The 12,139-nt window shown below is 70.7% G+C and carries 12 protein-coding genes; 5 read left to right on the plus strand and 7 right to left on the minus strand.

Translation table 11 applies throughout. The features are described from left to right. Positions 1-102 precede the first annotated feature (102 nt). Positions 103-678, plus strand: a complete 576-nt coding sequence (locus tag AV521_RS12540) for an ABATE domain-containing protein (RefSeq protein WP_076087612.1) — start codon at positions 103-105, stop codon at positions 676-678. Positions 679-739: 61 nt separating this feature from the next. On the opposite strand, the gene AV521_RS12545 is transcribed toward AV521_RS12540, so the two are convergent. The 5 genes from AV521_RS12545 to AV521_RS12565 all read right to left on the minus strand — a co-directional run bounded on the left by AV521_RS12545 (position 740) and on the right by AV521_RS12565 (position 5,208). Further along, a complete protein-coding gene (locus tag AV521_RS12545) occupies positions 740-1,288 on the minus strand; it encodes a hypothetical protein (RefSeq protein ID WP_076087614.1) in 549 nt (182 codons plus the stop codon). A gap of 73 nt (positions 1,289-1,361) precedes the next feature. Next, positions 1,362-2,846: a GntP family permease gene (locus AV521_RS12550; RefSeq protein ID WP_076087616.1), complete on the minus strand. Its 1,485-nt coding sequence runs from the start codon at positions 2,844-2,846 to the stop codon at positions 1,362-1,364. A gap of 115 nt (positions 2,847-2,961) precedes the next feature. Next, positions 2,962-3,372, minus strand: coding sequence for a RidA family protein (locus AV521_RS12555; protein WP_076087618.1), 411 nt, complete (start codon positions 3,370-3,372; stop codon positions 2,962-2,964). 16 nt (positions 3,373-3,388) lie between these two features. After that, positions 3,389-4,162 carry an IclR family transcriptional regulator gene (locus AV521_RS12560; RefSeq protein ID WP_076087620.1) on the minus strand — a complete coding sequence of 258 codons (774 nt, stop codon included), beginning with the start codon at positions 4,160-4,162 and terminating at the stop codon, positions 3,389-3,391. Further along, positions 4,159-5,208, minus strand: coding sequence for a sugar kinase (locus tag AV521_RS12565; RefSeq protein ID WP_371917031.1), 1,050 nt, complete (start codon positions 5,206-5,208; stop codon positions 4,159-4,161). Before AV521_RS12565 ends, AV521_RS12560 begins: the two co-directional genes overlap by 4 nt. A 214-nt stretch (positions 5,209-5,422) precedes the next feature. On the opposite strand from AV521_RS12565, the gene AV521_RS12570 reads away from it, so the two are divergent. Both AV521_RS12570 and AV521_RS12575 read left to right on the plus strand, forming a co-directional pair. After that, positions 5,423-6,697 (plus strand): alanine racemase, encoded by a 1,275-nt coding sequence (locus AV521_RS12570; protein WP_076087624.1) that lies wholly within the window; start codon positions 5,423-5,425, stop codon positions 6,695-6,697. Positions 6,698-6,743: 46 nt separating this feature from the next. Beyond that, entirely contained in the window at positions 6,744-8,354 is a 1,611-nt protein-coding gene (locus AV521_RS12575) for an amidohydrolase family protein (RefSeq protein ID WP_076087626.1), read from the plus strand. Between the two features lie 16 nt (positions 8,355-8,370). Here the strand turns inward: AV521_RS12575 and AV521_RS12580 are convergent, their stop codons facing one another. Beyond that, a complete protein-coding gene (locus AV521_RS12580) occupies positions 8,371-9,204 on the minus strand; it encodes a serine protease (protein ID WP_076087628.1) in 834 nt (277 codons plus the stop codon). 205 nt (positions 9,205-9,409) lie between these two features. After that, positions 9,410-10,144: a hypothetical protein gene (locus tag AV521_RS48635; RefSeq protein ID WP_256725523.1), complete on the minus strand. Its 735-nt coding sequence runs from the start codon at positions 10,142-10,144 to the stop codon at positions 9,410-9,412. Positions 10,145-10,361: 217 nt separating this feature from the next. Between AV521_RS48635 and AV521_RS12590 the strand changes: the two genes are divergently transcribed. Together AV521_RS12590 and AV521_RS12595 are read left to right on the plus strand one after the other, a co-directional pair. After that, complete coding sequence (locus AV521_RS12590; RefSeq protein ID WP_076087630.1) at positions 10,362-11,573, plus strand: pyridoxal phosphate-dependent aminotransferase; 1,212 nt, start codon at positions 10,362-10,364, stop codon at positions 11,571-11,573. 88 nt (positions 11,574-11,661) lie between these two features. Next, entirely contained in the window at positions 11,662-12,081 is a 420-nt protein-coding gene (locus AV521_RS12595) for a hypothetical protein (protein WP_076087632.1), read from the plus strand. Positions 12,082-12,139 lie beyond the last annotated feature (58 nt).

The raw sequence follows: 12,139 nt of genomic DNA on the forward strand, positions 1-12,139 counted from the left end.
AGACCTCCTGGCCGTCATGGATCCGGTTACGACCTATCGCGAACCGCCTAAGACGGTTCTAGCAGTCCTCCGAGTCACGCTGCAACCGGCTAAGGTGGTTCCATGCGTACCGCGTTCCCTGACTTCCGCCTCGGTAAGGTGCTGGCGACCAGCTTCACGGGGACTCTGTCGGAGCGTCATGGCGACGCTGTGGAGCGCATTCCCACGCCGCACCGACTCATCGACTGGCTGGCAGTGAACGGCCTCGCCGTGGACTCCTGCACTACTGCCCAGCTCGGCCTCGCCCGGGAACTGAGGGAGTCGATTCACGCCGCCGCGACAGCGGCCGCGATCCAGGACCCTCTCCCTGCGTCTGCTGTCCAGGTCATCAATGACTGCAGCGCTCGGGGTCAGGCCGCGGCGATCCTGACGCCCGACGGTAAGCGGCGATGGCGGCTCAGCTCCGCTTCCTGCGTGGAAGATGCCCTCAGCGTGATCGCCGCCGACGCGATCAGCGTCATCGCAGGCGAACGAGACGGAAAACTGGCCTTGTGCGCATCACCAACCTGCCAAGCCGCCTTCTTCGACACCAGCCAAAGCCGCACTCGCAAATGGTGTGACATGAACACATGTGGGAATCGTCAGAAGAAAGCGCGCTTCAATGCCAACCAGCGCAAGAACCCTGGATCAGCGGAGTGACCGTTACCTCGCTACACCCAAGTGGGCCCCACGCCTGCGACACAGCACACCGCCTCGGCCGTCAGTCGCCGTCCTCGAAGTACGCGTCCAGCACCGCGTCCAGCTGTTCGTCCCACTCCTTGAAGGACGTCCTGGACGTCGCCTCGATCTCGATCGGGTACCAGCGGCGGTCCGGGGTGTGCACGGTGATCGTGTAGCGCTTGCCGAAGCGGGGGGACTCCGTCTCGACCGCGGCGATCTCGGCCCAGGCGAACTCGCAGGACTCCTCGTCCAGGCGGAGGCGGACGCCCTTGCGGTCGGCCTCTATCCTCGCGCGGCGGTCGGAGGCCTCGAAGACCGGGCCGTCGTCGGCCTCGTCCGTGGGCTCCTCGGTCCCGGCGGATACCGGGGGCTTCTCCGACGACGCCGACGACGCCGGTGCCGGTTGCGGTGCCGACGCTTCCGCGTCCTGTGGCTCCGGCTCCGGCTCCGCCGACTCGCCGGACTTGGCCGGTGACGGGACGGTGAGTCCGGGGATGAACGCCGGGTCGAAACCGGCGCCCGTCACGGGCTCGGCCTTGAACGGCTCGGCCTCGGACGGCTTGCTGCTCGCTCCTATGCGCTGCTCCACGGCGGCAGTATGGACGACTTCCCTGTGCCAGAACCAGTCAGCCCGCCCATCCCCGGCTTCACTCACGTCACGTTCACACGAACACGCTCACCAACGCCGCCACCGCGAAGCCCGCCACCGACAGCACCGACTCCAGGACCGTCCAGGTCCGCAGAGTGTCGCGCTCACTTATGCCGAAGTACTTCGCCACCATCCAGAAGCCGCCGTCGTTGACGTGCGAGGCGAAGATCGAGCCCGCGGAAACGGCCATGATGACCAGGGCGGTGAAGGCCTGGGAGTGGTGGGTCTGCGTCAGCAGTGGGGCCACGATGCCCGCCGTCGTCACTATCGCCACCGTCGCCGAGCCCTGTGCCACCCGCAGGACCACTGAGATCAGGTAGGCGAGCACGATCACCGGCAGGCCCACGCCGTGGAACGTGTCCGACAGCGCCTGGGCCACCCCGCTCGCCTTCAGCACCGCGCCGAAGATCCCGCCGGCGCCGACCACCAGCAGGATGTTGCCGACCGGCTTGAGCGAGGAAGTCGACACCGTCTCAAGGGACTTGCGGGACCAGCCACGGCGGATGCCGAGCACCCAGTACGCCAGCAACAGGGCCAGCGTCAGCGCCACGAACGGGCTGCCGAAGAACTGCAGGACCGAGCGGAAGGGGGACGGGTCCAGGGCGATCGAGGAGAAGGTCGCGGCCAGGATCAGGATCAGGGGCGTTCCGATGATGAGCAACACCGTGCCCAGCGGTACCGGATGCTCCTGCGGTTCCACACCCTGCGCGCGCTGCTCCGCCAGCACCGCCTGCTTCGCCTCCTCCGCCGCCTCGACCATGTCCTGCGGTACGGCGACGAAGATCCGCCTTCCGATCCAGGCCGAGAACACCCAGGCGGCCAGCACGGCCGGGATGCCGCAGACGATGCCCATGAGGATGACCCAGCCGAGCTGGACGTGCAGGAGACCGGCGGCCGCTACCGGGCCGGGGTGCGGCGGCAGGAAGGCGTGGGTCATCGACAGGCCCGCCAACAGGGGCAGGCAGTAGAGGAGGATCGACCTGCCGCCTCGCTTCGCCGCCGCGTAGACGAGCGGGGCCAGGACGAAGATGCCCACGTCGAAGAAGACCGGGATGCCGAAGATCAGGCCGGTCAGGCCCATGGCGAGCGGGGCCCGCCGCTCTCCGAAGAGGGCCAGCAGGCGGGAGGCCAGCACCTCCGCTCCGCCGCTCACCTCCAGGATCGCGCCGAGCATCGTACCCAGACCGATGATGATCGCTACGTGGCCGAGGATGCCGCCCATGCCGGACTCGATGATGGAGACGGCGCTGGAGCTCTGGACGGTGCCGAAGAGCTCGGTGACCGAGAGGCCGGCCAGCAGGCCCACGGCCACGGAGACGGCGAGCAGGGCCACGAAGGGCTGGAGCCTGACCTTGATGATCAGGAAGAGGAGGAGGGCTATGCCCAGTGCTGCGACCGTGAGGAGGCCAGGGGTGCCGTCGAGGAGGAGGAGCAGGCCTCCGGTGTGCGGTGGTGGTGGCGGTGCGGTGGGGGCGGATGCGGCGAGGGAGTAGGACATTCGGGGGTCCTCTTCGTAAATGCATCGTGCTTTTGGGTAGGGGGGAGCGCGGCACGGCACCTCGGAGGGTGCCGTGCCGTGACAGGCGTACGGGGTAACGGGAGTTGAGGGAGCGTCAGGCGAGTACGGCGAGCGCGTCGATCTCGATGAGGAGGCCGGCCGGGAGGCCGACGTAGACCGTGGTCCGGGCGGCGGGCGGCTGGGTGAGGCCCTGCTCCTCGAAGTAGGTGTTGTAGATCTCGTTCATCTCGGCGAAGTGGTCCACGTTCGTCAGATAGACGCGGATCATCATCACGTCGTCCCAGCTCGCGCCGCCCTCTTCGAGGATCGCCTTGACGTTGGCGAGGGTCTGCAGGGTCTGCTCGCGCAGGGTGGGACCGGCCGGTGTCGGGGGCTTGCCGTCCTCGGCGGGCAGGAAGCCGACCTGGCCGGCGACCTGGAGGATGTTGCCCTTCTTCACACCGTGCGAGAACTTCGCGGGCGGGGTGGTGTGGGTCTTCGGGGTGAGCGCGGTCTTCTCGTTCATACCTGGCCCTTCACGGTCATGCGGGGTCCTTCTTGGGGTCCGTCACGGGTGTTCTTCCGGAGTACTCGCCGCTGATCGCGTCCGCGGTACGGCGGACCTGCGGGAGCAGGGTGAGGAGTTCCTCGCCGGTGACGACGACGTTCGGCGCGGACACCGACATCGCGGCGACCACCCGGCCGTCGGCGCCGCGGATGGGCGCGGCGACGCAGTTGATGGACTCCTCGTGGCCACCGAGGTCGGTGGCCCAGCCCTGTTCGCGCACGGTGGCCAGTTCCTTGCGGAAGGCCTCGGCGTTCGGGGTCGAACGGGGCGTGTACAGGGGGTAGTCGAGCTTGTCCGCGAGGGCGTGGCGTTCGGGTTCGGGAAGGTCGGCGAGGAGGAGTTTGGCCACGGCCGCGACCGTGATGGCGACGGGCTTGCCGATCCGGGAGTACATGCGGACCGGGTAGCGGCTCTCCACCTTGTCGATGTAGAGGACCTCGCCCTCCTCGTACACGGCGAGGTGCACGGTGTGGCCGCAGGCCTCGTTGAGCCGTACGAGGTGGGGGTGGGCGATCTCGCGGATGTCGAGGTTCTCCATCGCCTCCTGGGCGAGGGCGAAGAGGCGGGCGCCGAGGCGGTAGCGCTGGTCGGACTGGCGGTAGACCAGGCCGTGCTCGTGCAGGGTGCGCAACAGACGGAGGGCGGTTGATTTGTGCACACCCAGGCGGTCGGCGACCTGGCCGAGGTCGGCGGGGCCCTCTGCGAGCAGCGGCAGGATGCTCAGGGCGCGGTCGACGGTCTGACTCATGGGGTGTTCGCCTCCTGTGTGGCCCGCTCGGCCTGCGTCCAGCCGGGGGCGAGTCGAAGTCTCCCCCATGCGGTGTCGTCCAGAGCGGTCAGGCGGTCGGCGTGGTCCCGGGTGGGGGGTGCGGCCAGGTCGCCGGGGGCGGTGAGGGCCGCGGCGGCGAAGAGGTGGCCGTAGCGGAGGCGGGCCCGCAGGGGGAGGTTGCGGAGGGTGCCGGACAGGAAGCCCGCGGCGAAGGCGTCTCCGGCGCCGGTGGTGGCCACGACGTCCACGTCGAGGGCCGGTTCGAAGACGGCCTGCGTTGCCGTGGGACGGGGGCCGGTCGGGCGGCCCGGAGCCGGCGGGGTGCCGTCCGCGTCCGCCTGTGTCACGCCTTCGAACGCCGTCGCCCCCTGCGCGCCCTCCTTCACCACCAGCACCCCCGGCTCCGGCAGTGCCCCCCTGATCGCCTCCGGACCCCCTGTGATCCCCCAGGCCTCCTCCGCCTCGTCCTCCCCCACGAACACCACGTCGGCCCGCCGGGCCAGCTCCAGCAGTACCAGCGGGCCGTCGGCATCGCGCCACAGCCCCGGCCGGTGGTTCACATCGAAGGACAGCAGGGGGCGCCCGGGGCGGGGAGCCGTCAGTTCGTGCATCAGGTCGCGGCACTCGGCCGACAGCGCTGCCGTGATGCCCGACAGATGCAGGACCCGCCCGGCCCGCGCCGCCGCGAGGTCCACGTTCTGCGCGCTCATCGCCGATGCCGCCGAACCCGCCCGGTAGTACGCGACCTCGTGCGCGCCCGTGCCCCGGTCGCCGGCCGTGCGGAAGTACACCCCCGTGGGCCGGTCCGGGTCCCGGTGGACCGACGAGACGTCGACGCCGTACGCGGCGATCCGCTCCAGCAGATGCTCACCGAAGCCGTCCGCGCCCACCCGGCCGACCCACCGCGCGGAGTGCCCGGCGGCGGCCAGCACGCAGGCCGTGTTGGACTCGGCGCCGCCGATCGCGCGGTCGAAGGAGGGTACGTCCGCGAGGCGGCCCGGCCGGCTGGGCAGAAAGGTGACCATGGACTCGCCGAGCGCCACGACGTCCACGCGGCCGTGCGCAACGATCGAGACGTAAGCAGCGTCGTTGATGATGACTCCTGTCCGATGACCGGGCGAGGGCTCCGACGACCGGGCGACGGCTCCGTTGACCCGGTGTCGGCGAGATGCTAGACACCGCATAGCAATGCACGCAATGGCCGTTGCAGAGAATGCAACGAGCTGAGAGAGGGGCTCCATGAGCAGCAGCGAAGCGCTCGCCCGGCTGGCCGAGGAACGCGTCGACCACCGCTTCAAGGGCCTCCCGCCGGACGCCGACGGCCTCACCGTCGGCGAACTGGCCGCCCAGCGCCGCAGCCTCTTCCGCGAGGCCGACGGCTTCACCACGCCCGTCCTCGCCCTGTCCGCCGAGCGCCTGGAACACAACCTCGCGCTCATGGAGACGTACACCGCCCGGCACGGCCTCGCCTTCGCCCCGCACGGCAAGACCTCCATGGCCCCGCAGCTCTTCCACCGCCAGATCGGGCACGGCGCCTGGGGCATCACCCTGGCGGTGCCCCACCAGGTGCGCGTCGCCCGGGCGTTCGGCATCCAGCGGGTCTTCCTCGCCAATGAGCTGGTGGACACCTCGGCGCTGCGATGGATCGCCCGGGAACTCGCCGCCGACCCCGCCTTCCGGTTCGTCTGCTACGTCGACTCCGTGCGCGGCGTCGAGCTGATGGACTCCGCGCTCCAGGGCTCCGCCCGGCCCGTCGACGTCGTCGTCGAACTGGGCGCCGGGGAAGGCACCCGTACCGGCGTACGCACGGAGGCGGACGCCCGGGCCGTCGCCGACGCCGTGGCCGGCACCGGGACTCTGCGGCTCGTGGGTGTCGCCGGCTACGAGGCCCAGGTGCCGGGCGCCGACCCGGCGCTGGTGCGCGCGTGGCTGACCCGGCTGGTCGCCCTCGCTGTCGAGTTCGACAAGGCGGGGCTGTTCGCGGACGCCGACGAGATCGTGGTGAGCGCGGGCGGCAGCGAGTGGTTCGACGCGGTCGCCGACGTGTTCGCCCGGATCCCCGGTCTGTCGCTGCCCGTCCTGAAGCTGCTGCGCTCAGGCGCCTACGTCTCCCACGACGACGTGCACTACAGCAGGCTCACGCCGTTCAACCGGGTGCCCGAGGAGGGTTCCCTGGAGCCCGCCTTCCGGCTGTGGGCGCAGGTCGTCTCGCGTCCCTCGGCCGACCAGGCCTTCGTCAACGCGGGCAAGCGGGACGCCGCCTACGACCTGGACCTGCCCGTCGTCCAGGTGGTACGCCGGGACGACAAGGAGTACCCGGCCACCGGGATCGAGGTGAGCGCCCTGTCCGACCAGCATCTGTGGCTGCGCACCGATCCAGGCGCGGACATCGAGGTCGGCGACTGGATCGGCCTCGGGCTGTCCCACCCGTGCACGTCCTTCGACAAGTGGCAGCTGATCCCGGTGGCCGAGGCGGACGGCACGGTCGTCGCATACATCCGCACGTTCTTCTAGTACATCCGTTCGCTCTTCCGGGAGCCGGGGAAAGGGAGGCGGGACCATGGAGGACCTGGTCATCCGGGACGCCGACGTCGTCGACGGCAGCGGCGACGCGTCGTACCGGGCCGACGTCGTCCTGGACGGCGGGCGGATCGTCTCGATCGTCAAGGAGGCGGCTGCGGCCGGATGCCAACGACCGAGCGCCGTACGCGAGTTGGACGCCGAGGGCCTGGTCCTCTCCCCCGGCTTCATCGACATGCACGCCCACTCCGACCTCGCGCTGCTGCGCGACCCGGACCACAGCGCGAAGGCGGCGCAGGGGGTCACGCTGGAGGTCCTCGGCCAGGACGGGCTGTCGTACGCGCCGGTGGACGACCGCACGCTGGAGGAGGTGCGGCGGGCTATCACCGGGTGGAACGGGTACGGCGACGACGTCGACTTCGACTGGCGTTCGGTCGGCGGGTATCTGGACCGGCTGGACCGGGGCATCGCCGTCAACGCGGCCTATCTGATCCCGCAGGGCACCGTCCGCGCGCTCGTCGTCGGCTGGGAGGACCGGCCGGCCACCTCCGAAGAGCTGGACCGGATGCGGCAGTTGGTGGCGGAGGGGATGCAGCAGGGCGCGGTCGGGCTGTCCTCCGGGCTGACGTACACCCCCGGCATGTACGCCCCGGACGCCGAACTGACCGAACTGTGCCGGGTGGTGGCGTCGTACGGCGGCTACTACTGCCCGCACCACCGCTCCTACGGCGCCGGCGCCCTGGAGGCGTACGCCGAGATGGTCGATCTCACCCGCGACGCCGGCTGTCCGCTGCACCTGGCCCACGCGACGATGAACTTCGGCGTGAACGAGGGCCGGGCGCCCGAGCTGCTCGCGCTGCTGGACCGGGCCCTGGAGGCCGGCGCGGACATCACGCTGGACACCTACCCCTACACCCCCGGCTGCACCACCCTGGCCGCGCTGCTGCCGAGCCGGGCGAGCGAGGGCGGCCCGGCGGAGATTCTCGCCAGGCTCTCCGACCCTGCGACGGCCGAGCGGATCCGGCACGACCTGGAGGTGACCGGCTCGGACGGCTGCCATGGCGTGCCGGTGCGGTGGGAGACGATCGAGATCTCCGGCGTCTCCGATCCGGCCCTGGCCGAGTTCGTGGGCCGTACGGTGCGGGAGGCGGCGCGGAGGCGTGGCGAGGCCCCCTGGGACACCGCCCGGCACCTGCTGCTGACGGACCGGCTCGGTACGACGATCCTCCAGCACGTCGGGCACGAGGACAACGTCCGCACGATCATGCGGCACCGCGGCCACACCGGCGGCTCGGACGGCATCCTCCAGGGCGACAAGCCGCATCCGCGCGCCTACGGCACCTTCCCGCGCTATCTCGGCCACTACGTGAGGGAGTTGGGGATCCTCTCCCTGGAGGAGTGCGTCGCCCACCTCACCGCACGGCCCGCGGCCCGGCTGCGCCTGCCGGACCGCGGTCTGGTGCGCGAGGGGTACCGGGCCGATCTGGTGCTGTTCGACCCGGAGACGGTGGCGCCCGGCGCGACCTTCGCCGCGCCCCGCACGCTTCCCACGGGTATCCCGTACGTCCTGGTCGACGGCCGGTTCGTCATCGAGGACGGGAAGCGGACGGACGCGCTCGCGGGCCGGTCCGTCCGCCGTACACCACGGTGACCGTTCTTACGGCTTGTTACGGCTTGGGCAGGGTGCAGCCGGACGCGCTGAGGTCCAGCTTGTTGCCCGTGGTGAAGCAGGCCGGGATCTGGTAGGTCTCCTCGGCGTAGTTGGTGCCCTTGTGGATGGTGACGTTGCCGCTCTCGTCCACCTCGCACGGGTTGTTCACCGTGCAGGTCTCGCCGTCCTCGTTGCCGGTGTTGTTGACGGCGACGACCTTGCCGGTGCTGGTGTCGATGACCGGGGAGCCGGACGTACCGCCGATGGTGTTGCAGGAGGAGGTGTAGCGAACCGAGTCCTTCCAGGTCCAGTCGCCCTCCTTCAGCCGGTACACGAAGCCGTCGATGCTGCAGCTGTAGGTGCGCTTCCAGTAGCCGGAGACGACCTTGATGGCGGTGCCGGCGGTGGGGTGGCTGTCGTTCACGGTGAGCGGGCTGATGCCGTAGGAGCTCTTGATCTGCGCGTATGTGCTGGTCAGCCGGTAGATCGTGACGTCCGTGTCCGTCATGGTCGAGTACACGACCTGGTTGGCGCGGAGCGTGGCGACCTTGCTGCCGGCGGAGTTCAGCAGGCCGAAGGTACGGCTGGAGGACTGGCCGGTGATGACCTGGCCGGGGTCCGGGAAGCCGGTCTCCAGGCAGTGGCCGTTGGTCAGCACGAGCGCGGGGTCGCTGTCGGCCGAGTTGGGGAAGCGGATGACGGAGCCGGAGCAGTCGCTGAGCGCGACGGTGCCGGCGAAGTCGACGGTCGCCTTGGGCTTGACGGCGGTGTGCGGTGCGGCGACCGCGGGGGCGGCACCCAGCCCGGCCAGGGCCAGGGAGGAGAGCGCGGCAAGGAGAGGCTTGTTCATGTGGGGGTCCCCTCTTACGACTTGGGCGACCGGAGATCTTCCGGCCGCCCGGTCGTTTGTCATGCGCATTGTCGATGCAGGAGGGGGGCGGGAACAAGAAGCCGGCTCAGGCCATAGGGGTTTCCCTGTACGGAGCACGTGCCTTCGGCTTCGCGACGAGGGCGCCGGCCGCCGTCGAGGCTGCCCGGTGACCCGCGCCCACCGGTCAGTGGTGGTGCTTCGCGGCGCCGTGGCCGCGGCCCCGGACGCCGGGGAAGCCGGGCGAGAAGGTGGGCGCGGGGGCGCTGGACGTCGCCGGGGGCGGAGCCGAGGCCGTGGCGGTCGGGCCGCCGGTCTCCCGCGCCCGCGCCATGCGGACGGCCGGGGAAGCGGACGAGCGGGACGGCACGGCCGAGGGGGCATCGGTGACGGCCGCGGGGGAGCCGGCGGTCGCGCGAGGGCTCGGGGTGGCGGAGTCGGCGACGGCCGGACCAGACCCCTTCGAGGTGGGGGAGCCGCCCGCCACAGCGGCGATCACCGCGACCGCGCCGGCCAGCCCCAGCGCCCCGGCGACGGCCGCCAACCGGCGGCGGCCGCCCGTGCGCCGCCCGGCGCGCCGCCGCGCGGCCCGTCCCTCGCCCGGCAGGGAACGGCCGGGCGGCTCGTTCACCCCGTTCGGCTCGGCCGCCCTGTGCGGCTCGCTCGGCTCGATCAGCGAAGGCAGCTCGCGGGTCTCGTCATAGGCGCTCGTCCAGCCGTGCGCGGCGGCGGGGTCGGTGTACCCGTCGTACGCCGGAGCGGAGGCCGCCTGGGGCAGGTACACGTTCGACGAGACCGGCAGCGCGTGACCGGCGTGCGGCAGGGACTTGGGCGGCTCGGCCTCGCACCCGTCCGACGGGCCCTGGGGCGCCGGCACCTCGCCCGGCCCACGCCTGCCATCCGCACCCGTCTCTCCGCGCATCCCCGCCCCACTCCGCCTCGCTGTGCACACAAGCCGCCCGCACGGGCCCGCCCCCGGACCACCCCGCCCTGCCGGCCATACCCGGCGGAACGGCACCGCATTTTAGGGACGCAAGTGGCTCCTGACACAGCGATGGGCGATACAAGGGCAAACCTCCGCGTCTCGCGTGGTGGAAAACACGGCCCACGAATCGACAGCGAGTCGTAAGCTCACGAGCATGCAGGTGATCCAGTCGACCAAGCTCGCCAACGTCTGTTACGAGATCCGGGGCCCGGTGCTCGAGGAGGCGATGCGGCTGGAGGCGGCCGGTCACCGCATCCTCAAGCTCAACACCGGCAACCCGGCCGCGTTCGGCTTCGACTGCCCCCCGGAGATCCTTGAGGACATCCTCCGGAACGTGTCGACGGCACACGGCTACGGCGACGCCAAGGGCCTGCTGGCCGCCCGCCGCGCGGTCGTCATGCACAACCAGACCCTCGGCATCGAGACGGACGTCGAGCACGTCTTCATCGGCAACGGCGTCTCCGAGCTGATCGTGATGGCGATGCAGGGCCTGCTCGACGACGGTGACGAGGTCCTCGTACCGGCCCCGGACTACCCGCTGTGGACCGCCGCCGTCTCCCTCGCCGGCGGTACGGCCGTGCACTACCGCTGTGACGAGCAGTCCGACTGGATGCCCGATCTCGCCGACATCGAGCGCAAGGTCACCGACCGCACCAAGGCTCTCGTCATCATCAACCCGAACAACCCCACGGGCGCGGTGTACGACGAGGCGATGCTGACGGGCCTGACCGACATCGCCCGCCGGCACAACCTGCTGATCTGCTCCGACGAGATCTACGACAAGATCCTCTACGACGGTGCCACACACACCCCGACCGCCAGGATCGCCCCGGATCTGCTCACCCTCACCTTCAACGGCATGTCGAAGGCGTACCGGGTGGCGGGCTACCGGGTGGGCTGGATGTCGATCTCCGGGCCGCGCGCCCACGCCGATTCCTACATCGAGGGCCTGACGATCCTGGCGAACATGCGCCTGTGCGCCAACATGCCGGGGCAGCACGGCGTGGTCGCCGCGCTCAGCGGACGCCAGTCGATCGACGACCTGGTGCTGCCGGGTGGCCGGCTGAAGGAGCAGATGGACACCGCGCACGAGCTGCTGACGCAGATCCCGGGCGTGAGCTGCGTACGGCCCAAGGGCGCGCTGTATCTCTTCCCGCGCCTCGACCCCCAGGTCTTCAAGATCAAGGACGACCGGCAAATGGTCCTGGATCTGCTGCGCCAGGAGAAGATCATGGTCGTCCAGGGCACGGGCTTCAACTGGCCCGAGCCGGATCACTTCCGGGTCGTGACCCTGCCGACGGTCGGCGATCTCCGGGACGCGATCACCCGGATCGGCACCTTCCTGGACGGATACAGCCAGCCGTAGCCGACGCGCTCCATTCCGTGATCGGTCTCAACTTTAGACGAAATCCAAGCTAGGATGGCTTCCTGTCAGAGCACAGGAGGCCATCCCCATGTACGAACCGATCCGCACCAAGTCGGTCCACAGCACGATGGCCGGCACCACCTCCGACTTCCCCCACCGGTCGCGCGAGGAGGAGCTGGACATCCAGCTCGCCGGCCATCTCGCCGCGCTGCTGGCCGTGACGGACGACCTGCGGGGGCTGAGCCCGTCGGCCGACCTGGACACCGCCGCGGAACGCCTGGCCGGCGAGGTGAGCCGACTCCGAGGCGGGCGTACCCCGATGCGCGCGACACCGGCCGCGGAAGGTGACCCCGCCTCCCTGCACCAGCGCGCCCACGCGCTCGCCGGCCGGGCGCTCGTGGTCGCCGCCTCGCGTGCGGACACGGCCGTGGCGATCCTCGCGGCCGAGCGGATGGACGCCCACACCGCTGCGCTGGCCGACCCCAAGGAACTCAGCGCCGCCCACTGACCCCACCGGGGTCACCCCGATCGGCCCCGGTCCGCGTGCACCCGCAGCGACGCGCGGA

Source organism: Streptomyces sp. IMTB 2501 (genome assembly GCF_001953885.1).
GTDB lineage: Bacteria > Actinomycetota > Actinomycetes > Streptomycetales > Streptomycetaceae > Streptomyces.